The sequence below is a fragment of the Bacillus sp. URHA0034 genome (assembly GCF_056280405.1).
The window spans coordinates 911,031-933,731 of record NZ_JBWCDK010000002.1; the positions used below are offsets into that span (position 1 = coordinate 911,031).

Annotated in this window: 21 protein-coding genes and 2 pseudogenes; 6 read left to right on the plus strand and 17 right to left on the minus strand. The window is 37.5% G+C overall.

Annotation, left to right across the window (positions count from 1 at the left end):
* Positions 1–130: 130 nt before the first annotated feature.
* From ACZ9EE_RS06475 to ACZ9EE_RS06495, 5 genes are all read right to left on the minus strand, one after another.
* A complete protein-coding gene (locus tag ACZ9EE_RS06475) occupies positions 131–1,480 on the minus strand; it encodes an Nramp family divalent metal transporter (RefSeq protein ID WP_476025840.1) in 1,350 nt (449 codons plus the stop codon).
* Positions 1,481–1,697: 217 nt separating this feature from the next.
* Positions 1,698–1,913 carry a hypothetical protein gene (locus ACZ9EE_RS06480; RefSeq protein ID WP_476025841.1) on the minus strand — a complete coding sequence of 72 codons (216 nt, stop codon included), beginning with the start codon at positions 1,911–1,913 and terminating at the stop codon, positions 1,698–1,700.
* Positions 1,914–2,114: 201 nt separating this feature from the next.
* Positions 2,115–2,519, minus strand: coding sequence for a cupin domain-containing protein (locus ACZ9EE_RS06485; RefSeq protein ID WP_476025842.1), 405 nt, complete (start codon positions 2,517–2,519; stop codon positions 2,115–2,117).
* 18 nt (positions 2,520–2,537) lie between these two features.
* Positions 2,538–3,401, minus strand: coding sequence for an aldo/keto reductase (locus ACZ9EE_RS06490; RefSeq protein WP_476025843.1), 864 nt, complete (start codon positions 3,399–3,401; stop codon positions 2,538–2,540).
* Positions 3,402–3,516: 115 nt separating this feature from the next.
* Positions 3,517–4,272, minus strand: a complete 756-nt coding sequence (locus ACZ9EE_RS06495; protein ID WP_476025844.1) for a carboxymuconolactone decarboxylase family protein — start codon at positions 4,270–4,272, stop codon at positions 3,517–3,519.
* A gap of 218 nt (positions 4,273–4,490) precedes the next feature.
* Here ACZ9EE_RS06495 and ACZ9EE_RS06500 point away from each other — a divergent pair, with 218 nt between their 5' ends.
* Positions 4,491–5,039, plus strand: coding sequence for a TetR/AcrR family transcriptional regulator (locus tag ACZ9EE_RS06500; protein WP_476025845.1), 549 nt, complete (start codon positions 4,491–4,493; stop codon positions 5,037–5,039).
* 266 nt (positions 5,040–5,305) lie between these two features.
* On the opposite strand, the gene ACZ9EE_RS06505 is transcribed toward ACZ9EE_RS06500, so the two are convergent.
* The 3 genes from ACZ9EE_RS06505 to ACZ9EE_RS06515 all read right to left on the minus strand — a co-directional run bounded on the left by ACZ9EE_RS06505 (position 5,306) and on the right by ACZ9EE_RS06515 (position 8,010).
* Entirely contained in the window at positions 5,306–5,842 is a 537-nt protein-coding gene (locus tag ACZ9EE_RS06505; protein ID WP_476025846.1) for a cyclophilin-like fold protein, read from the minus strand.
* 218 nt (positions 5,843–6,060) lie between these two features.
* On the minus strand, positions 6,061–7,230 hold the full coding sequence (locus ACZ9EE_RS06510; RefSeq protein ID WP_476025847.1) for an MFS transporter: 1,170 nt from the start codon (positions 7,228–7,230) through the stop codon (positions 6,061–6,063).
* Between the two features lie 30 nt (positions 7,231–7,260).
* Positions 7,261–8,010, minus strand: coding sequence for an SDR family oxidoreductase (locus ACZ9EE_RS06515; protein WP_476025848.1), 750 nt, complete (start codon positions 8,008–8,010; stop codon positions 7,261–7,263).
* 149 nt (positions 8,011–8,159) lie between these two features.
* Between ACZ9EE_RS06515 and ACZ9EE_RS06520 the strand changes: the two are divergent.
* Together ACZ9EE_RS06520 and ACZ9EE_RS06525 are read left to right on the plus strand one after the other, a co-directional pair.
* Positions 8,160–8,631: pseudogene (locus ACZ9EE_RS06520) on the plus strand (LysR family transcriptional regulator); the annotation flags it as partial.
* Between the two features lie 51 nt (positions 8,632–8,682).
* A pseudogene (locus tag ACZ9EE_RS06525) lies at positions 8,683–8,766 on the plus strand (AraC family transcriptional regulator); the annotation flags it as partial.
* A 224-nt stretch (positions 8,767–8,990) separates the two neighbouring features.
* On the opposite strand, the gene ACZ9EE_RS06530 reads toward ACZ9EE_RS06525, so the two are convergent.
* Complete coding sequence (locus ACZ9EE_RS06530; RefSeq protein ID WP_476025849.1) at positions 8,991–9,740, minus strand: DeoR/GlpR family DNA-binding transcription regulator; 750 nt, start codon at positions 9,738–9,740, stop codon at positions 8,991–8,993.
* A 230-nt stretch (positions 9,741–9,970) separates the two neighbouring features.
* On the opposite strand from ACZ9EE_RS06530, the gene tkt reads away from it, so the two are divergent.
* Positions 9,971–11,959 (plus strand): transketolase, encoded by a 1,989-nt coding sequence (gene tkt / locus ACZ9EE_RS06535; RefSeq protein ID WP_476025850.1) that lies wholly within the window; start codon positions 9,971–9,973, stop codon positions 11,957–11,959.
* A gap of 23 nt (positions 11,960–11,982) precedes the next feature.
* Positions 11,983–12,651: a fructose-6-phosphate aldolase gene (fsa, locus tag ACZ9EE_RS06540; RefSeq protein ID WP_476025851.1), complete on the plus strand. Its 669-nt coding sequence runs from the start codon at positions 11,983–11,985 to the stop codon at positions 12,649–12,651.
* Between the two features lie 170 nt (positions 12,652–12,821).
* Here fsa and ACZ9EE_RS06545 read toward each other — a convergent pair whose 3' ends face one another.
* From ACZ9EE_RS06545 to ACZ9EE_RS06560, 4 genes are all read right to left on the minus strand, one after another.
* Complete coding sequence (locus tag ACZ9EE_RS06545) at positions 12,822–14,150, minus strand: hypothetical protein (RefSeq protein WP_476025852.1); 1,329 nt, start codon at positions 14,148–14,150, stop codon at positions 12,822–12,824.
* Positions 14,113–15,234, minus strand: coding sequence for a DUF58 domain-containing protein (locus tag ACZ9EE_RS06550; protein WP_476025853.1), 1,122 nt, complete (start codon positions 15,232–15,234; stop codon positions 14,113–14,115). Before ACZ9EE_RS06550 ends, ACZ9EE_RS06545 begins: the two co-directional genes overlap by 38 nt.
* Positions 15,231–16,199 (minus strand): AAA family ATPase, encoded by a 969-nt coding sequence (locus ACZ9EE_RS06555; protein ID WP_476025854.1) that lies wholly within the window; start codon positions 16,197–16,199, stop codon positions 15,231–15,233. Before ACZ9EE_RS06555 ends, ACZ9EE_RS06550 begins: the two co-directional genes overlap by 4 nt.
* A 356-nt stretch (positions 16,200–16,555) precedes the next feature.
* Entirely contained in the window at positions 16,556–16,726 is a 171-nt protein-coding gene (locus tag ACZ9EE_RS06560; RefSeq protein WP_476025855.1) for a DUF3502 domain-containing protein, read from the minus strand.
* 76 nt (positions 16,727–16,802) lie between these two features.
* Here ACZ9EE_RS06560 and cyoE point away from each other — a divergent pair, with 76 nt between their 5' ends.
* On the plus strand, positions 16,803–17,690 hold the full coding sequence (gene cyoE, locus ACZ9EE_RS06565) for a heme o synthase (protein ID WP_476025856.1): 888 nt from the start codon (positions 16,803–16,805) through the stop codon (positions 17,688–17,690).
* Between the two features lie 630 nt (positions 17,691–18,320).
* Here cyoE and ACZ9EE_RS06570 read toward each other — a convergent pair.
* The 4 genes from ACZ9EE_RS06570 to ACZ9EE_RS06585 form a co-directional block, all read right to left on the minus strand.
* Positions 18,321–19,688: a polysaccharide deacetylase family protein gene (locus ACZ9EE_RS06570; RefSeq protein ID WP_476025857.1), complete on the minus strand. Its 1,368-nt coding sequence runs from the start codon at positions 19,686–19,688 to the stop codon at positions 18,321–18,323.
* Between the two features lie 375 nt (positions 19,689–20,063).
* The gene (locus tag ACZ9EE_RS06575; protein WP_476025858.1) at positions 20,064–20,411 is read right to left on the minus strand and encodes a hypothetical protein; all 348 of its coding nucleotides are present in this window, start codon (positions 20,409–20,411) and stop codon (positions 20,064–20,066) included.
* 62 nt (positions 20,412–20,473) lie between these two features.
* The gene (locus ACZ9EE_RS06580) at positions 20,474–22,303 is read right to left on the minus strand and encodes a M56 family metallopeptidase (protein ID WP_476025859.1); all 1,830 of its coding nucleotides are present in this window, start codon (positions 22,301–22,303) and stop codon (positions 20,474–20,476) included.
* A gap of 3 nt (positions 22,304–22,306) precedes the next feature.
* Positions 22,307–22,696 carry a BlaI/MecI/CopY family transcriptional regulator gene (locus ACZ9EE_RS06585; protein WP_476025860.1) on the minus strand — a complete coding sequence of 130 codons (390 nt, stop codon included), beginning with the start codon at positions 22,694–22,696 and terminating at the stop codon, positions 22,307–22,309.
* Positions 22,697–22,701 lie beyond the last annotated feature (5 nt).

Here is a 22,701-nt window from a genome sequence, read left to right on the forward strand (position 1 = left end):
ACTATGTAATCATATTAGCGATTGCTAATATGTTAGTCAATTAATTTTACTTTCTTTTCCTATAAAATCCTTCCTTATGAATAATTTTATAAAAAATAGGCATAGATTTTTATCTATGCCTATCAATCGGTCATCCGAAAAACGTTTGAAACAGTAAATAAACATTTAAGCTAATAATGACGATTGCAACAATCCAAGCCAAAATTTTAAGCCATAATGGGTTGACGAACTCACCCATTTTCTTTTTATCGCTGGTAAATTTAATTAAAGGTACTACAGCGAACGAGAGTTGTAGGGATAATATTACTTGGCTCAAAATGAGAAGTTGAGCAGTTCCACTTTCTCCATAAAGAGCTGTTACAATAACAGCAGGGACAATAGCAATTAATCGTGTTATTAGTCTTCTTAGCCAAGCAGGGAGGCGGATATTTAAAAATCCCTCCATGACGATTTGGCCTGCCAATGTTCCCGTTAATGTTGAATTTTGACCAGAAGCCAGTAACGCCACTCCAAATAAGATGCTTCCTAGTGTGGTTCCAAGGATTGGGGTCAATAATCGGTATGCGTCATTAATTTCCGCAACATCTGTCATTCCTGCCTGGTGGAACGTGGCAGAGGAAACAATTAAGATAGCTGCATTGATAAATAATGCAAAGAACAGGGCTATAGTTGAATCCCAGGTTGCATATTTAATTGCCTGACGTTTACCCTTACTTGTTTGTGAAAATTTTCGAGTCTGAACAATGGAGGAGTGAAGGTATAAGTTATGCGGCATAACGGTTGCACCTAAAATCCCGATAGCAATATATAGCATTGTTGGATTACTAATGATCTCTGTGCTTGGAATAAATCCTCTTGCTATCCCTCCAAAATCGGGCTTAGAAAGAAAGATTTCGGTTGCAAAACACCCTCCAATCGTAATAATTAAGACGATTACTAACATTTCAATATAACGAAAGCCTTTATTTTGTAGGAGTAAGACCACTAAAACATCTAGAGCCGTGATGATAACACCATAAATCAACGGAATTCCAAACAAAAGATACAGTGCGATTGCGGAGCCAATTACTTCAGCTAAGTCACACGCTGCTATGGCCAACTCACACAATATCCATAATCCCATTGCTACTGGCTTACTGTAATGGTCACGGCACGCTTGAGCTAAATCCCTTCCTGTAACAATTCCCAACTTCCCTGACAGTGCTTGCAAGAGAATTGCCATCAAATTTGACAGCAAGATAACAGAGAGCAACGTGTATCCAAATAACGATCCCCCTGCAATGTCGGTTGCCCAGTTACCTGGGTCCATATAACCAACTGCAACTAAATATCCTGGACCTGCGAAGGCAAGGAATTTTTTTATCCAAGAACCCGATTTTGGAATCCGAAGGCTTCTATAAACTTCTGGTAATGTAGGCTGTGTACGTTTGTTTCTCCAACCTTTTTCCGCTGCCACAGTGCTTTTGACTTCTTCGCTCATGTTCATTCCCCTCCATTATTGGGAAATACTAATTTTTTTGCACTAGGTAAACTTTTTGGGTAAAAAAAATCACTCCTGGTTTTGGAGTTCATTATATGTCAGAGTTAAAAAAAGTTGATCAAAAAATATTGTATATCACAAATTTTTTTAAAAGGGGAGACTTTTAAAAAAACAATAAAAAGGGCTGAATAGTCTACCTTTTTTGTTATTTTTGGTCTTATATGGCTATGGACACTATTAAGACAAAATACATTGATATGATAAAACCTACAGCAAAAATTACACCAAGAATTGGCTTTACCTTCATAAAACTGATTAAAATCAGCACTAAAAATAGGATTGAAATCACAAATTGCAATACTGTCTGAAATGTTGGTACTAAATGCAACGGTAAAGCTGAAACGATCTCTTTCCCCAATAGTACTCTACCCACTTGGATGCACCTTCCGACTTTAAAGTAATCTGCCAGTTAGTGCAGTAAGCATCGCTTTAGAAAATATGAATAAATATTAGTGTGTATACAGGTTTACCCTTATGTAATGATTCATAAAGATTAATAAACATACTGCCAAAACATACATCAGTTAATTGCCAGAAACACGCATCGAATCATTTGATTCGATGCGTTAATTTATTACAATCTGTTATAGGTTTCATCATCGACAGGTTCTAACCATTCCGGCTTACCTGCAGTGATTGCAATGTGTACAAACCAGCTATCTTTTGTAGCGCCATGCCAATGTTTAACACCATCGTGAGTGACAATAACATCGCCCGCTTTTAAGAATTGAGCAGGTTTTCCTTCCTCTTGATACCAACCTTCGCCACCAGTTACTAGTAAAATTTGATATCCATCACGATGGATATGCCAGTTATTTCGGCATCCTGGTTCAAAAGTGACATTCCCAACACCGACGTTAACTTTAGGGTCAGACACTAATCCTTTAAGATAACTTTGTCCTACAAAAAATTGAGAAAAAGGATTTTTTTCGCCTGCTGGGAAAATAACACCACTTTTTAATTCTTCATGTTTTGCCATTTTTAATTCCTCCAACTGTTATTTTAATTTCCCGCCAAATACCGGGAAGAAACTATGCTCACCATAATTCTGGATATGCTCTACATTCTTCAAAGTCTCCATATCTGCATCTTGAATAGTAAAATCAAGCTCTGCATTGTTTCTCATGTGATCCGGATTTGCCGTCTTAGGAATGACTACAAGACCAAGCTGGATATCATAACGGAGGCAAAGCTGTGCAACAGATACTCCATACTTATCAGCTATTACGTTAACCTCTGCATGATCGAGAACTGCACCGTGTGCAATTGGTGAATATGCCTCTACTAGGATGTCATTCTTTTGGCAGAATTCAATTAGTTCCAAAGGAGTATTGCTCACATGTGCCAATATCTGATTTACCATAGGCTTGATCTGACAGTTTTGAAGAATATTCTCTATATCATCCTGAAGGAAATTAGAAAGACCGATCGCTTTTACCTTTCCTGTCTTATAAGCATTCTCCAAAGATTTCCATACTTCTTTGTTCTCTTCGAAGTAACGGTTCTCCTCACGGAACTCCGACCAAGGCTGTGGGCTGTGGATAATCAGAAGGTCGATGTAATCCAGTCCCAATTTTGCTAAAGACTCATCAATAGACTGCATAACTGCATCATAGGTCTTTGCTTCTGCAGCAACCTTAGTCGTAATGAAAAGTTCTTCCCTTGCGACACCGCAGGAACGGATTCCTTCGCCTACACCAGTTTCATTCATATAAGCCTGAGCAGTATCAATATGACGATATCCGATAGATACCGCTTCTACCACTGCCTGTGCTGCCTGTGCATCGTCTAGCAGCCAGGTACCAAGACCTAATTTAGGAATTACAACACCATTTGATAATTTGTAAGTTTCGTTAAACATACTCTTGTCTCCTTTACATTGTTCTCTTGTGAATCACATTTCTGCACTAGGAATTTCTTCAAGTGAAACACAGATGCTTGACTCTCCAGCGTTTACTTAATCCTTACCGTTTACCTTAATTTTCAGGAATAATTTCGTTAATGCAAGTTAATGCGTTTAGTGTTCTCGGAAAGCCCATATATGGGAGGCAGTGAGTGATGGCGGTGATTAATGTTTCCTTATCATTGCCTACATTTTTGTTCCCCAGCACATGTGACTTCACTTGGCTTTCACAACCGCCCAACGTACTGATAATACAGAGTGTCAACAACTCCCGTGTTTTCAAATCAAGTCCCGAACGGGTGTAAAAGTCTCCAAAGCAAAAAGAGGAAAGATAATCCTGCATATGCTTTTGATTTTCTGGAGCAGCCTCACGCATTTTTGTGATTGTCTCACCAAAAATCTCTACCTGTACGGACAGTCCCTTGTCAAAGCGATTTTCTTCTTCAACCTGCTTTTGGCTTTCTATTGGTAAAGCGATATTCTTCGCTTTGAAAACCTCATTGACTTCATTGATGGCGTTTAATGTTTTGGGAAATCCGATATATGGAGCACACTGGTAAACTGCCTCTTTAATTTCTACTGGTGTGAGCCCAACGTTTAGTGCCGCAGCAACATGTGCCTTGAGCTGAGGCAATGTCTGGTTGGTAGTAAGCACTACCAAGGTAATCAGCTCGCGTTGCTTGTCATCGAGATTACCTTGATAGAAAACTTCTCCAAAAATAAAACGGCTTAGAATATCCTGAAAATCGGGATCGGTAGCGTATGAGGCTGGTACTCCATTTCCAAATAGTTGTTTGTATTTTTCTTTGCTCTTTTCAATGCGGTCCATAAATAAGCCTCCTGTTTGAAGTTAATTTACTTTTATTATTACAAAAGTTAGCTGCAACATGATGCTGTCAAAATCAATATTGATTGATTAATCAACATCTGTTTATAATTATAAAAAAGCCCTTCATACTTTCAATGGTTAAATTAGCGTAATTCGTTGATTACTCAACAAATCAATTAAAATTGTTGATTATCTTTAGAAAGATTGGTGAAATTAGTGTGACTAAAGTAGATAGAAGAATAGCCAAAAGCCAGGTAGCTATAAAAAATGCTGTGATTGAACTGATGTCCGAAAAAAGTTTTGATGACATTACCATTCAGGATATTGCAGACAGAGCCGATGTTAATCGAGGGACAATTTATCTTCATTACACGGATAAATACGACCTCCTTGATAAGATGATTGAAGAACATATAGAAAATCTACGGGAACTATGCCAATCCGCATCTGAAATGACGTTCCAAGAAGGAAATTATGTCTGGTTTGAATACTTTGAGCGCAATTATTTATTCTTTTCAACGATGTTAGCGAGTAAAGGTGCCCCTTATTTTCGCAGTCGGTTTCTGGATTTGGTTATCGAAGAGTATAAAGATGAAGTGAATGTAACAGAAGGAACAAATAACGGTTTAAATGATGTAGTTATTCTTCAATTTTTTGGCTCAGCAATCATTGGGGCAGTGGAGTGGTGGTTCAAGAATGGAATGCCTTTGCCAGCTCGTGTTATGGCAGAACAAACGGGAGCATTATTAGATAGGAATCTACAATAATTCATTCGTTTTTCAAAAACGTAACCTGGATTCTTATCTATACAGGACCCAGGTTACATAAATGTTTTTCGCTAAATTATGCAAAGTTTTAATTTCAGTATTCCTAATAATGCCTTTAAAAAAATTAAATTAGTGAATATCTTTATGAAAGTTGATTTAAAATTATCAAAAGTAAATAGAAAAACTTCTTACATAGAATTAACGCACTGCTTATAATACAGGTGCGTTTCAATTAATGAACTGAGTTTTTATAGACACATCTTGCGTTATTCGCTGAAGGAAAATGTAACCTTCACACTACCTGAACCTAAGGCTTCCGTTAGACCTGTGGTGTTGTCAATGTGTCCGAGCTTTACATAGCTGTAGGAAGTATTGAATGTCTTATAAAAAAGAACAAGACAGTTGCTACCATAGAGCATTAAATCACCTACATTGATCCTACCTGGACTGGTTGACGTATTTTGCCGAAAATTAACAGCCAAATTATTATATTTTTCATTGCCATTAAGATCAGACATATCTACTGTTAGCGGAAGCTGTTTAACAAGCGCTTTAGCTGTATCGTTATCCTCAATAGTCGCCGTGAATGTCTTATTTCCAACTATGATATCTATCGTATTTTTCATTGTTGTTGTCTCCTTAGCGCTAACTGTTTGGCTTATATTATGTTCATCGGTTGAATAGTTTTTAGAAACATCAGATGTGTCAGATGATGTACTCCTATTGTTTGCTGCAGTATTACTGCATCCTGCAGAAGTAAAAATAACAGCAGAAATAAAAAATACTGAAAGGATTTTCTTCATCTATTCTGCTCCTCATGTCGTTAAGCCTTATACCAATTGCTCATTATTATTCCATTCCACTTATATATCTTTTGACATTTTAAATCCTGCATTTTTCGGCTACTAATCTTGATCTAAAGCAGATTTTCCACAATCTAGAAATTTAGTAAAAGAAAGTAGAGCAGGGAACATAAATCAACAATGAACAGGGAGTTCTTAAAAAATGTTGAATTTATTCCTTATCTAGAAAGTTGTTTAGTAGGACTCTGCATGTAGTTTCTTAGTAAAATAAATACCAGTCCTAATACCAACGATAATAATCCCACTAACACGACGTATTGTGTACCTAAATCTGAAATAAACAATCCACCTACAGCTGTACCAATGGTTGTTCCTAAGTTAACGGATGATAAAAATAATCCATTAGCGAAATCAGGAGCTTTTGGAGCTGCAGACGTAATCCAATATTGATTAATATTGGTTCCTATACCAGCCAATATTCCCCAACATAAAGTAATGATAGCCATAGGTAAAGTAAATTGTCCTAATAGGAATAATAGGATGTAAACGGCTCCCAATGCAAAAGGAAAAGATACTACAGTTTTGTTGGCATCTTTAGTAAGTAACTTCCCTGCCACAATGTTTCCAATAATATTTGCCCCCCCGAAAATGACTAACATTAAACTAATTGATTTCCCAGAGATATTCGTAACGGTTTTAAGATACTCAGCAAGATAACTATACACCCCAAATACAGCCGAATTAAGTAAAAGGACAGCAACAATGGAAAGCCAAGTAATTGGTTTTTTTAATACCGATAATTGAGCTCCGTAAGAAAGTTTTTCTTTAACAGGCATAGAAGGGAAAGATACTAATGTAGCAATAAATACTATAACGTTTACGATTGCGAAAAATGACATTGATATTTGAAATGAAATTGTGCTGGCAAGAAAACTTGCGATTGGTACTCCAAGTACCATACCTGCAGAAACTCCAATAAAAACTTTTGAAACAGCTTTTGGAGCTTCTTCTTTTCGAACTGAGTTAGCCGCCATTGTAAAAGCGGCTGAAAAATAGATTGGATGAAATATGGCTGGTATCACACGTGCAATTATTGCGATGGCAAAGTTCGACGTAAATATAGAGACAATGTTACCTAGAACGAAAATACCAAGTACAAGTAACATTGCTTTCTTTCGATTTACCCCCGAAAATAATAAAGGCATTGTTGGACCAGATCCAGCAACAACAAGGGCAAAAAGACTCACCAGCAATCCAGCTTTTGATACACTGACATGAAAGTGATCAGCAATGTAGGGTAATATCCCTATAACTCCCATTTCCGTATTTATGATGCCGAAAGCCCCTAAGGTCAATGTAAATATAAGTAAATTATTTCGCTTAGACAAAGAAGCAACTCCTATCTTAGTTGTATCTTATTAGACAACTTGTTTTGTTGGACGAATCAAGATTTCACTTACCGCAACAGTTTCAGGTGTGCTAATCGCATAAGCTATTGCATCTGCGACATCGCTTGCTTTCAGAGAAAGTCCTTCTTCACCCTTACTCATAAGATCCTTTACCCATTCTCGCTCTTTAGGCGTATTAATTGTTGTATAAAGTTCAGTAGTTACCGCCCCTGGTGAAATTATAGTGGAACGAAGATTATTTTCTCTTTCTTCCTGACGCAATCCCTCCATAATTGCTCTAACTGCAAACTTAGTCCCACAGTATACAGCAGATCCTGGATAAACAACATGTCCAGCTACGGAATCAGTTGCAATAATATGACCGGACTGTTGTTGCTTCATAACAGGTAATACAGCAGCAATTCCATTTAAAACACCCATAATATTGATGTCTAACATTTGTCGCCATTCATCAAAACGTTTTTCTGAAAGTGCTGCAGTTGGCATGACTCCTGCGTTGTTGTAAAGTACATCTACACGACCATATTTTTTTACTGCCAAATCAACAACTGCTTGAACTTCTTCTTTATTTGTTACATCTGCAATAGCATAGGTAATTTCAGTATTTGGTAATGATTCAACAAGAGCTTTCAAACGGTCTTCACGGCGAGCAGCAATGACTAGTTTTGCCCCTTCTTGCGCAAGTTTCTTGGTAGTAGCTTCACCAATCCCACTTGATGCGCCCATTATAATAACAACTTTTTCTTGAATAGTAGACATACTGGATAACATCCTTTCTTACTGTTTTTTCACTATGTTATTTATTTTAATGTGTTTTTTGTATATATCCTAATACTTATATCTTATTTCAAGATATGCCTGATGAGCATATCACAAACATATAAAATATTATAAAGAAGAAGTTTCAATTGGAATTAAGAGTGTTGAGATATTTCCTTGCTGTTGCAAGAGAGGGAAGCATGACGGACGCTGCTGATTTTTTGCATGTTACTCAGCCAACCTTGTCAAGACAATTAAAAGACCTTGAACGAGTTAGGTAAAAAACTATTCATTCGAAGTAGTCACAGCATCATTCTTACCGAAGAAGGAATGCTCCTATCAAAGAGAGCAGAAGAAATCGTTGATATGGTTGATAAATTAGAGGGAGAGTTTAGTTCCATGGAAGAAACAATAAGTGGTGATGTAGGTGGTGGGGAAACAGACGCAATGAGACAGATTGCACGGGTAGTACGGGGCTTACAGTTATGTTATCCAAATATCCGGTATCACCTTTACAGTGGAAACGAAGATCATGTGACTGAACGGCTTGACAAGGGATTGATTGACTTTGGCATTTTAATTCAACCAGCCGATTTAAGGAGAAAAAATGAAGATTTATGGTTTAAAGATTGAAGATATAAGTCATTCGATCGGATATAAAAATGTCTCTCTCAATTTATAAGAATTTTTAAAAGAGTTTATGGAGTATCTCCTAATCAATATAGAAAACAAGTTACAATTTTAATAAATAGCTAAATCACTCAACTTTCCCAATACTAATCGAAGATTCATTCAATAATTGTCCAGATTCCGTAATTATTAATCACCTGATAGGACTTATTAAGAAAGGGTATGCCTAAAATAATTGAGGCATACCCTTTTCTCGATTTAATAATTTATTAAGTTTATAGCGGAGCTTCTTTTCTAGTAACCTTAATGCATTCCTACGTGCCCTCCTAGGCATGGTGCTTAAACTATAGTCAAATGATTTCAATATCGAATTCCATATACTTGTTTAAATTATGACTTAGTGGACCGTCTTCCGTAATTAAGTAATCAAGTTCTGAAACGGGACCAACCAAATAATTGGAAATAGTATTAAGCTTACTTCTTGTTACCAAGGTGGCGATTTTATTGGAACTTTTAATCATCTGACGTTTAACATGAGACTCTTCTATATGAGGAATGCTGATACCAAAGTCAGGATGCAAGGAATACACTCCTAAAAAACAGAGATCAACTCTAATATTTTTAAGCACTTCAATGACATCTAATCCGACAGTGACAAAAGATTCCTTAAAAAAGGTTCCACCCAAAAGGATGATATCTGTATTGGGATGTTTTGATAATGCCAAACTAATAGATGGACTATTCGTAATAACAGTCCCTTTAAACTCCATTGGAATTTCTTGAGCCAGAAATAGATTGGTTGTACTTCCATCTATTAAAAGAACTTGTCCATCTTTAATCATCTTCACCGCTTTTAAGGCTAACTCTTTTTTTGCATCTATATTTTCTTCCGTTCTTTCAGAATAGGTTAAAGCGCTCGCAGATACAGGAAATGCCCCGCCGTGTACTCTTTTGATTAGACCTAATGAATCCATTTCTCTTAAATCTCGTCTAATGGTGTCCTCGGAAACATCCCATTTTATGCTTAATTCTTTCGCAACGACTTTCCCTTCTTTTTCAAGTATTTGTAAAATTTCGCTTTGTCGTTCTTTTCTAAGCATAACAGTGACCAGCCTCCGTGTTTTTGCATGTTTTTTCTTATATTATATATTTTTTTCTTGAATCCACCAATTTTTTTTAAAAAACCGGCAAAATTCTTCTTGTTTTTTCTTGTTTATGGAGATAAAATATTCTCAAATACGAAAAAACTAGCACAAAGACGCAAAAACAAGAAAACGATTGCCTAATCCTTACATTTAAAAATCACACGAAATAAAAGGAGGAAATAAAGATGAATAATAATATTGAAACACTAGCTGTAAATGCGATTCGCACCTTATCCATTGACGCGATCAATAGTGCAAATTCTGGTCATCCAGGCTTACCGATGGGGGCCGCTCCAATGGCCTATGCACTCTGGGCGCATCATCTAAATCATAATTCTGCAAATGCAAAATGGTTTAATCGAGATCGTTTTATTCTTTCTGCCGGACACGGATCTAGCTTGTTATATAGTTTGCTTCATTTAGCTGGGTACAATGTATCTTTAGAAGATTTAAAAAGTTTTAGAAAGCTTAATAGCAAAACACCTGGTCATCCCGAATTTGGTCACACAGAAGGTGTCGAAGCGACAACTGGTCCTCTAGGTCAAGGGATTGCAAATGCAGTAGGAATGGCGATGGCTGAAGCGCATTTAGCTGCAAAATTCAATCAGGATGGATACCCTGTAATTGACCATTATACATATGCTTTAGTGGGCGATGGAGATTTAATGGAAGGCGTCTCTTATGAGGCCATGTCTATGGCTGGCCATATGAAACTAGGAAAATTAATTGCATTATATGACTCCAATGATATTTCGTTGGACGGTGAATTAAACCTTTCCTTTTCAGAAGACATTCAAAAAAGAACAGAATCAGCTCATTGGCAATATTTACGAGTAGAAGATGGCAATGATGTAGCAGAAATCTCAAAAGCTATAACATTAGCTAAACAAAATATAAACCAACCAACCTTGATTGAAATTAGAACCACAATTGGTTATGGAAGTCCCAAAGTGGCAGGAACAAACAAGGCACATGGAAATCCACTTGGAGCAGAAGAAGCTCGTGCAACAAAAGAGGTATATGGCTGGCAATATGAAGAGGATTTCTTTGTACCGGAAGAAGTTAAAGCCCATTTTGAAGAACTAAAACAAAGAGGAATGGGTCAAGAACAACAATGGAATGCATTATTCCAGTCTTATCAAGAGACATATCCTGAATTAGCAAAAGAACTGCAACAAGCCATCACAGGAGAAGTTTTAATTAATGCGGAAGACATCCTGACATTTGATACAGGTAAAACAATCTCAACTCGTGTAGCCAGCGGAGAAGCTATTAACCATTTTGTCAAATCAGTTCCTTCTATTTTTGGAGGAAGTGCGGATCTTTCTCACTCCACAATGACAGATATAAAGGAAAACGCAGCATTCGCGGTAGAATCATTTAGAGGACGGAATATCTATTTTGGTGTCCGGGAACACGCAATGGGAGCGGCTGGAAATGGTTTGGCTCTTCATGGCGGGGTAAAGCCATTTGTTAGTACATTCTTTGTTTTCAATGATTATCTGAGACCGTCAATTCGTCTGGCAGCCTTGCAAAAGCTTCCGGTCACCTATGTATTTACACATGATTCGATTGCGGTTGGTGAGGATGGACCAACTCATGAACCAGTTGAGCAGCTAGCTTCTCTTCGTGCCATCCCGGGGCTAACCGTCATTCGCCCATCAGATGCAAATGAAACGGCAAGTGCTTGGGCTTATGCATTAAAACAAACAGACGGTCCTGTTGCGATGGTGCTGAGCCGTCAAAACCTGCCTGTATTCCAAGAAACACAAGCCAATTTAGACAACCTTTCAAAGGGAGCTTACGTATTAACGCAAACAAATGACCAGCCAGAGGTTATCTTGATCGCTACAGGTTCGGAGGTTTCATTAGCCATTAACGCAAAAGCTGAACTCGAAAGGGAAAATGTATCCGTTCGTGTTGTAGCTATGCCAAGCTGGGAATTGTTCGACCGCCAACCGAAAGAGTATAAAGACCTTATTCTGCCTGCTTCTGTAACAAAGCGTGTAGCACTAGAAATGGGTATCTCTCTTGGATGGGAGCGCTATGTAGGATTAGAGGGCAAAGTATTATCCATCGAAACATTCGGTGCTTCAGGTACAGGCGCTGCTGTTATGGAGCTATTTGGATTTACGACGGAAAATGTGGTTCGTACGGCTAAAAGTCTACTATAATCATAAAATGGAGGAAATATACGATGAAATTATTTATTGATACTGCTAATCTTGTAGATATTAAAAAGGCTTATAAAATCGGTGTTTTATCTGGTGTGACAACCAATCCTTCCCTAGTTGCAAAAGAAGGTGTAAAATTCGAAGACCGGATTGCAGAAATCTGTCAGGCAGTTCCACAGGTAGAATCTGTTTCCGCTGAAGTAACACCAGATGCTGTTACAGCTGACGAAATGATTGCTCAAGCTGAAGAGCTTATTAAAATTAACGGCGGAGATGAGAAAATTACAATCAAGCTTCCTATGACTTTAGAAGGTTTAGAGGCTTGCCGTTATCTAGCTGATAAAGGCGTTAAAACAAATGTCACACTGATCTTTACAGTAAACCAAGCACTATTAGCGGCTCGTGCAGGTGCAACTTATGTATCTCCATTTTTAGGACGCTTAGATGATATTTCCGAAGATGGCGTACAATTAGTAGCAAAAGTAGCTGAACTGTTCAATATTCATCATTTCGACACACAAATTATTGCAGCATCTGTTCGTCACCCGGATCATGTAACTCGTGTAGCAATGGCAGGTGCACATATTGCAACGATTCCGTTTTCAGTCATTGAGCAAATTTCAAAACATCCACTAACTAATCAAGGAATCGAAAAATTTGCTGCTGATTGGGAAAGTACTCTTAAAAACTAAGTTAAACAAAAAACACGACATGCTTATCCTAAAAGGTTCACTTAAATGGTTCACGAAGGCAAATTGACACATGAAATGGCATGCGAATTGACGCATGCCATTTTTGTTATAGTATCAAAGTTTTGATCGTTTAAAAGAAGATTTCGTAATGGATAACTCTCGCACCAAAATTATTGCCGTAACAGTATCCAAAAATCATCAACCTGTTTCATTTCCAATTCATTTAGGAGCATGTTTCCATAGCGAATGTCGTCGTACCATTTTTTATATTGCTTTAAATTTTCGCTTCGCTCATTTAATTTCAAGACTTCATGAGCGGTTAATGAGGCTCGCCATTTTTCTTGTTGCTTCACTTCTCCTGCTAAAAAACGATAAATGAAACGAATTTTTTCCTCCATCGTCATTTGCTCAAAATTTGGTTTGCGTTTTGTTAGTTTTCGGAATAATGCTTGAGCATTTTCTTTTACTTCCCTTTGAAATTTCTCCCTATCAAATAATGAAACCTTTTCATCTTCATACTCCAATACTACATCTTTACGATAACCGCTTTTTAGAATTCGAGTGAATAGGTGGATTATCCAAGAAAATAATCGTCGAACCATATTTCTGAATTTTTTTATTAATAACACTGCTATCAGGACAAAAAAAACAACGACAAATATAATACCAATAATCCAAAGGAGATGATCTAACCATTCCGGCATCGGGTTTGTATGGTTCTTGCCTATATTCAATGGCGGCCTTACTGACTGATTTGTTCCAACTTCCGAAGTTTTATTGGATTCTTCCCCACCAAATATAAGTCCTAAAACAGATTTTACAACAAAATACAAGGCCGATTTGATAGATTGAAAGTTAGAGATGAAAAAGATAATTAATAATATAATAAAAAGATAGATCCGGTTGAGACGTTTAACTTCACTTCCAACCTTTTTCTGTTTTTCTTTAGAAAATGATGCATGATGTAAGAGCTGTTCATTTGTCATGAAGACCATGACAGTAATAAATAGGAAACCTGCCGTACTAATCCAATTTTTGTACATAACGAGATGCTCATTAAACGCAAATATGATATAGCTCACAAAATACAAGGGTAAACAGACTACCCACATGAATTGATTTTGCACTGGCTGTTCCCCATCTTTTTCTGCATGTTGAATTCCTCGAAAAGCAACCACGAGACCGATTAAAAGTGTAATTATTTTTGCCCATATAGACTCAAAAAATAGGAAACTATATATCGTTACGATGACTGCTGCGCTTATGAAGGAAAGCGGGCGCCAATGATTAATTAAAAGACAACGAATAAGGAAAGTAATAAAGAATAGAAACAGTAACCCCAAAAACCACAGGAGGATCTCTTCCTGGTTCAGACAAAACGCAGCGAACAATAGGAACACCGGGAATACACCTAATCCTTCGACTATTCCGAAAATTAAAGTTGCAATGGAATGCTTTCCTTTAACCCGCATTTTCCACATCTGCCTTTCTTGCTTCATCTGCTAATGTCACAACATGCACTGCATTGCCTAATTGCTCTAATTTCTCCATTTGCCGCTCTACTTTTTCCGTTATTTGATAGGCAAATATAATGATATCTGTATTTGTCAGTCCGCTCTCAATATCTTCCTGTAAAAACGCTTGAAAATTACGGCTCCGGTCCATCTTCACCTTCGCAATGGTGTCCAAAATGAATTCTGCTTGTTGCCCATCACTTGACGGGCCAAGACGAACAGATGGCTTAACGAGTGCAATTGAATTGACAAAGGGTTCAACATAATAACCATTACAGCCAAATCCTGTGGCAACCCCCTGGTTGATGGTATAGCTTGCCAGTGATGCCGCATAAGACAGGGCCTTTTCGAATAGATCGAGCTTCTCCATCGGTAACCATATATCATCCGTTACATCAAAATTCACATAAATAAGTAAATGATGGTCAGCAGTAAAATCTTTCTTATTAATTTGAAAAGAATTTGTTCGTGCTGTTGCCTTCCAATTAATAGAATGAAATGGATCACCTTGTTGATATTCACGTACTCCTGCATATAAAAAGGGATCCTCTACGATCCAGCGTTTCACGGTTATCTCACCAAGCCAACTATGAGAGGGCAAAGGAATCTCTTCAATAGGTATTAGTTTCGGATAAACCGTTAAGGCAGTCATTGCGGTAATCGAATCAAATACTTCGTTAAATCCCAATGGGTCTCCTACTGTAACAGACACATTTTGAAGCGGATAATAGCCTCTTTTTCTTCCGACAAAGTGATGCCTGCGGGTTATTTTTTGATAGGGCCGTAAACTAAATAAAGTAGAATGATAGACTGGTCCTTGTTCTTCCATTTTCACCCTATCTTCATTTAGTAAGTTTGAATGGATCATGGTTTCTAATCTTAACCATGCAACAGGCAGTATTTTTCGGTTCATGATTTCGTAGACCATTACCACCTTTTCACCTTCAAAAACGGAGGTCTGCTCAAAATAACGATGGTAGGATATTCCTTTCAAACCCCATTTCTTATTAATCATTCCCTGTGCAAGAAAAATAAAGAGAAATACAACGATGACCCAGGCTATATTCATTTTGGAAGTAATTCCTTTTCCATCTCAGTTGGGACTTTTACATTCGCCAAAATATCGTCAATGATCGCATCCACTTCCCCTTGCTTCACGCCGATTCGTTTGGCTAACACAAGACGATGCCCTAAAACTGGCTTTGCCATTTTCTTAATATCATCCGGTATGATATAGGTCCTTCCCTGTAATAATGCATATACTTGGATAGCCTTTAACATCGCTTGACTTCCACGCGGACTGACCCCAAGCAAAATATTTTCATGATTTCTAGTTGCCTCTATAATATCCATTAAGTAGGAAAGCACGTCCTGACTAATCTTTACCTCATGATAAATGTTTTGCATCGCAACAATATCATCGACACTAACGACAGATTCTAACGTTTCTAATGGATTGTTCTGTTTAAATCGCATTAAAATATCCATACCTTCTTGTTTTGAAGGGTATCCCATATTGATTTTTAATAAAAATCTGTCCAGTTGTGCTTCAGGCAGCGGAAAGGTTCCCAAACTTTCTACTGGATTTTGTGTCGCGATAACTAAAAATGGATTGGTTAACTGATGGGTGTGTCCGTCAATCGTTACCTGACGCTCTTCCATACTTTCTAGTAAACTTGATTGTGTTCTAGGTGTGGCTCGATTAATTTCATCTGCTAAAAGAAAGTTTGTAAAAATAGGCCCTGGCCGAAATTCAAATTCGCCCTTTTGTTGACTAAAAAAATAAATTCCTGTAATATCTGATGGCAGCAAATCTGGGGTGAATTGGATTCGTTTAAAGGTCCCTGATACGGATTTCGCTAAAGATTTTGCCAGTAATGTTTTACCTGTACCAGGCACATCCTCCAATAACACATGTCCATTGGAAACAAGCGCGACAAGCAATAAATCAATTGTATTCCCTTGACCGACGACGACAAGATTAACATTTCTCTTTATTTTAGCCGTAACTTCCCTGATATCCGATAAATCCATTCTTATATACCCCTATTCATAGTTATTATTTAGTTACACTAGGTGGCTTCCCTTTGAAACTATTATAAGTAATAAATTAATAGAAAGATATTAAGACTCAACCAATTCTCTTCATTTTTTGTACAGTTATTACCAAAGAGAATAACCCATATCCTGCCACCAAATCCATTGTCGCAAAACTTACCGATCTCTTTTACATCTAATTTTTGATGATTCGCTTAGTCTGGAAGATTCTCTATGTATGATGTATGGGACTAAGAGCTTCTTTTTGTTGTTGTTTTTCGACTTTTGAGCAAAATATGTAGCCATAAAAAAGAGAACTAGTTAAAATTCTCACTAGCTCTCTCTCTTATTAGTTAATTATTCTTTTTCCACTCATCAAATTGCTTTTGCTTTTCAGCGATGATTTTATCAATGCATGCTGCTTTTAGTTTTTTATTAAATTCTGGTAAAGCCTTATTAGGGTCTAAGGCTCCGGCTTCAAGTGCAGCTTTGTACTGATTGATAACGTTTGTACAGAAATTCAAAAATAAACCATAAGCATTCGAAGAATCTTTGTGTTAAAATGAATAGTCTGGTGGATAGAAAGAGAGAGGAACATCTATGAATCAAATGCAAACTAAAATACCTAAAAATTTCTTTAAAAACATAATCGGCCTCATTAAAGGGAAAGTCTTTGTTATCAATGTACTTCCTGTGTTGGCAGGATATTTTTTATCTTCTCATATCAATCATCTTCCACTTGCTGAACATATTGCCTCTTTCTTTGTTACATTAATAGGAAGTGCCTTTGTCATTGCTGGTGCATTAATGTTGAATAATTGGTACGAAACCGATTTAGATAAACTAATGGAACGAACTAAAAATAGACCGAGTGCTACTGGCGAGTTCAGCAAGAAGTTTGTTTTAACATTAGGAGTTACAACAAGCATAATAGGATTTTTAATATTGCTTTTTACTAATGCCGAAGTGTTACTATTTTCATTCATTGGTTGGTTTTTTTATGTGGTCTTGTACACATTTTGGAGCAAACAAAAATACTCATGGAACACGATTATTGGTGCTGTATCAGGATGCGTAACACCTTTAATCGGTTGGTCTGTGTTATCTAGCAGTTTTCAACTTATCCCTATGATGATGGCACTCATCATATTCATTTGGCAAATGCCCCATACTTATGCTATCGCCATACGAAGATTTGATGATTACAAACGGGCAGGATTCGCCATGTTACCTGTTGTATCAGGCATCAAGAAAACGAAAATCCACCTTCTATTTTATCTTATCTGTTTGATTCCAATACCATTCTTCATGAAATCTCTTAGTATGTTTTTCATCGGATTTATGACACTATTAAATATCGGATGGATCATTTTATCTATAAGCGGATTCTCTACACAAAACGAGGATCATTGGGCGAAACGGATGTTTAGATACTCCGTTATTCATATGATGTTATTTCTTTTATCTATTATCGTGTTGTCAATTTAAAAAGAACCCTTGAGCCTGAGGGTTCTTTTTATTTCTTCACTCTACATCCTAAAGTTTGTTCATTGATCAAAAAATAAAAGATAGGTTTTACTAAACAAACTCCCTCTTTAATCTTTTTAAATTAATGATTTTAAATATTGACTGTATTACTAAAAGATATCAAACAGGCTTCCTATTAAGATAGGGAGCCTTAAGTAATTATTTAGTCAAATCTTGCTAGCAATGCCTCAGTTTTCTTAAATGTCATGAATTTATCAAACATTTCATCTAGAGTTAGTGCATCTAAATCTTTTTTGTTCTTCTTCCAGTGCTTTCTCCACACTTATACTTACGGACAGTTTTTTGCATAAAAATAGCCCCCTACGAATTTTTATAGGTGACTAAGAGTAAATCTCCTCCACAGTTTTGCTTAACAGTCTTCATCAGTCTAGTTAAAAGACACCGTTTAGACTGTAGGGGGAATTTTATTATAAACGTTCAAGAATGTGTCAATGGCGGGACTACGTGGGAATCGAACCCACCAGACCTGGCACGCAGGTCTCAAGCAGTTTTGAAGTTTGCTGGCACCTGTTTTTCTAGTATCTTCATGTACCTTCAATTACTGATAAAAAACCAAAATGGCCATATATATTACGAATTATTTCTGCTCCCCTTCAGAATAAGTTTCTTGGCAGTTGGCCGTAAGGAGTCAAAAATCTGTTTAACATCGAAAAATTGTTTTAATACATTGTTTTCTCCGGTTAATGCTTCTCGCATCCGTAAACCATCTACATCAATACGAGCTTGACGGAAGTAATCTGGACCTAATTGAGACCAGTAAGCCTTTGATGCGTCCACATTGGCATAGTAATTAAAGCCCTGGCTTTTCAAATAGTGATATTTATCATTGGAATACTGTTTCCAGTCTCCAATATCACTACCGAAAGCGAAAATAATCGTGTCTGTTGGTCCGACAATTGGTTCTACCTCTTTTTTCCATTTAGATGTATCTTTTTTTAAATGATCCAAAGATACTTCCTTTGCATTAAGATGTCCCCAAGTATGAGAGGCAAACCTCCATCCCTCTTTTTTCATCGCATTAGCTACTATTTCCGCTTGCTGCTGATCCTTTATGATATTTGGATTAGGCTCATCACTATTTGGACCATAGTCACTCTCTGAGGTTCGATATCCCAGTACTCCGTTATATCCGGTTAACGAGATGATTCCTTTGGCTCCCTTGTAAGAAAAATCCGGATGTATTTTAACAAAGTTATCTACGATAGGAACTAGATCATAAGCTCCTTGTACGGCTTGCCCCTTCTCATTTACATAGGTATTTGTGACATTTCCATTGGCATCAAGTGTTAAGTTTTTGGCAAATCCATCATTTTTCATATATTCATAATAGCTAACATCATCCTGTGATAATATCATTGGTTTTTTACCTGGCGGCAATTTAATGTCCTGGTTAACCATTTTCCCCTTTTTATCGAGTTTTGCAATGTCCTCAAGATTCAAAAGGACATATCCTCTCTCGTATAATTGATTTATAATTTTTTTAAATTCATTGGTAGTCACCATGTAATTTTCATAACCTTGAGTCATATCATCTCCATCAAATGCTTTGGATGGATCAACAATTAATGAGTGAAAAAATAAATGAGAGATCTGGCTATTGTCTGGCCATGTCACAAGATTTTTCATTTGTTTTTCGTATGTATCAATGGCACTTTGAATGTCTACATCCTTAGAAATATCTGATTGTTTTAATAGGGTTATAGATTTTTGGTAATCATATTGTTCAGCTGAAACCTTAGCTTGTGCTAACAGTTGCTCTTTTTGAGTTTTCTCTTCTTGTATCTTGTTAGGCTTCGAATTTTTGTCATGGTGTTCCTTTTGGCTAGAATGAGAATGTATTTTCGCTATATTTGTTGTTGATGTATGATCCTGACAGCCTACCATAAAAGCTATTATTAGCAAAATCGGTATCAGGGTAAGGGTAAAACATTTCTTCATTAAAGCTACTCCTCGTATTGTAGTATTCAGTGTACATCGCATAATCTCTTATACTATTAAACAACTTCCTTGTTTATTGAATATTTAATTTAATGACTTAATATTAGAAAATTTCATTCATCTACTGTATAAGGATTGACATTTCATTTACTACAATTGTAATCAAATGATAATTAGAGGGAGGTAAAAGTTTGGCTACTAGTGGCTACATACGTGATTTTGAATGAGTGCTATAAGTAATTATACAGCAAACAGCCAACAAACTAATGATTTAAATTGGCAATCAGTGAAGACAGTACACACTTCATCATTGCTAGGTAAAAAAAGCATGGGGTACCGCCAACATTTCAAAGTGTGAACGGTGCCCCAAAAAGTTTAAAAAAACCAAGCCTTTTCTAACTTATCATAAAAAGCTTTAAGTTCGTTTTTAAGTTGTTGAAAGAATTCAATCTCTTCATTATCCAGGACTTTGGTGCAACCATTTGCTTGGTCGATTTTCAATTGATAAGGTGCTACGTCTTTTAATAATGATATAAAGCGATTATATTCTTGAGTATCCAAAACTTTTTTAATGTTGTTGTCCATCCAAGTTAACACCTCTGTACGATACGTGTTCATTTTAAATAAACCCTTTTCGGCAATGTATTTTTCAGGAAACATAGAGAATGGAGCTTCTATTGAATAGCTTTTTAAGCTGAAATTGTCTATTTTGTATTTCTCCATTTCCTTTAAATGTTGCTTTTACGAAGTGTCGGGGCCGTTGCTTCATCTACACGTTTATTTGCCTAACCGGCCATAGTAGACTTCGCACCTCTATGTGAATAAACAGAGATATGATCCAGCCGCTGCGTTTTATGTGGACCTACGAATTTCAGCTCGTAATCCCCTAGATTGTATATCAGTATATCATCGCCACTATTTATTTTCACCGAGCTTGGTTTACCCAGAGATTTTTTAATTTCCTCGAAGCTGATTTGATTGAAAGCTTGGCTTTTATTTGACATAGAACCAAAATAGCGGAGGTCGTATACAACATCGCCCTGACCAATTCCGAATGCATACGTACCACTCCCTGCTCCTAGCGAATAGGTATCATAGGCGTAGGGGTCATTTGGTTGCCAATGTCGGCTAGGTTCACCCCAGGTTGCGTAAATATCATCGATAGTCGTCTTACCTGCGACAAAATTAGCTCCCTTTACCATCCCTTTCTTTGCCAGCGCAACGATATTATTAATTTGCTGTTCATGCCCCCTCGTACTGGAAGCCTGCGCTGTCGGTTGATTTGAACCAATTGTAACTGCGCCTCTCTGATTATCGTTACCCTTCGAAGAAGTTGGGACATCGCCCGATCCGGATTCTGTATTTGTTGCCGATCCATCTTTGGCGTCATTTCCCATCACCGCATCTCCAGATGGAGTATCACCTAAATTTTTATCAGCAGTTGTTGGTGTTGCATTTTTGGCCGTCGTGGTCGTGTCCACATGCGGTTTAGACACATTTTTATCCGTCGTGGTTGTGTCCACACGCGGTTTAGACACATTTTTATCCATTGCTGTTTTACCGTTAGTCAGCGCACATCCGCTTAAAACCACCATTAGGGTCATCCCGATAAGTGTCCAACTAAACGATTTTCGTTTAAAGTATTTAATCATAAGAATCCTTCTTTTTAACTGCTTCTTGGAACCCGATAATCCCGCTGTTCCAGGAATTTGCTTAAACCGCTTATATCTTTCCAGCATTGTAATAATCGTATGTCCGTATTCGGATACCTGCTTCGGATCAATGCGGGAAAGGGCCAAGGCATCTGCCGAAAGCTCCTGATCCTCCCTCATTTTGTATATTGCGTACCAAATTAGCGGGTTAAACCAATGTAATATCAACAGCAAATGCATTAGCCAATTCACGAAAATGTCGGCATGTCTCACATGCGAAAGTTCATGCAAATAAATATGATGTAGCCTCTCTTTCTGCAGTTCCCTGCTGTTGACAGGCAAAATCAAATGGGGTCGGAACAACCCGAAGAGTGTTGGCGTGGTCACAACCGTCGAAAAGCTTAAGCGAATGCGGCGTCTGATTCCCATTATTTGTTTGGATTGCATCAGTACCTGAATATCCGACGAAGCTGCCGGTTCAGCGAACTGTAGTAGCTTCATAGAAAAGTGAATGTTGACAAGCATAAAGTGCAGCAACAAAGCCATAGCTACAAAGAGCCAAATCCCTGTCAATACCTGCTTCACGCTCCAAGCCCTACCTACCGATGTAATGGCATCGGAGGTTTCTTTTTCTGGATGAACAACTACACGACCCTCAGGCGTTGAAGATGACGGGATCGTTTCATTCCCGGTTAAATGGATTGGAGATTTCACCTCGCTAGGCTGCGCGGCATGGATCTTGAAAAAGAGATTTTCAATGCTGAACTCGCTTTGCGGACCAAAAGGAAGCAGCAGTCTCAACATCAAAACCAACCATAAGGCATAATGCCACCCAGGCTTCACCTTGTTGTTCAAAACCGCTTTAATGATTAGAATGAGGATGATTATCACGCTTGCCAGCAACGTCGTTTTTAATACCCAATCAAAAAAAGCACTTATCAAGGGGCTAGTCAGCCATTCCATAGATTATTCCCCTTTCTTGGTATCTGACTTTTCATCCAGCAACTTTCTCAGATCCTCAATATCAGCAGAAGTCAGATCTTCCTCTTTCAAAAAGTTGACCAAAAACGGTTTTAACGAACCATTGTAAATCCGTTTCAAAAAGCTCTTGGTTTCCTCCTTTTGGTATTCTTCTTCGTTAATGAGTGGGAAATAGGAATATGGCCTGCTGTTCGGCTGATAGGCCACAGCCTTTTTGGCATAAAGCCTCGTTAGCAATGTCCGAACGGTCTTCGGATTCCAGTCCCTATGGGAAGCAAGAGCATCGATAACTTCATTCGATGTCATCGGCGAACCTTGCCACAAGACCTTCATGACCTCCCACTCCGCTTCCGAAATGACAGGTAATTTATTCAATTGGA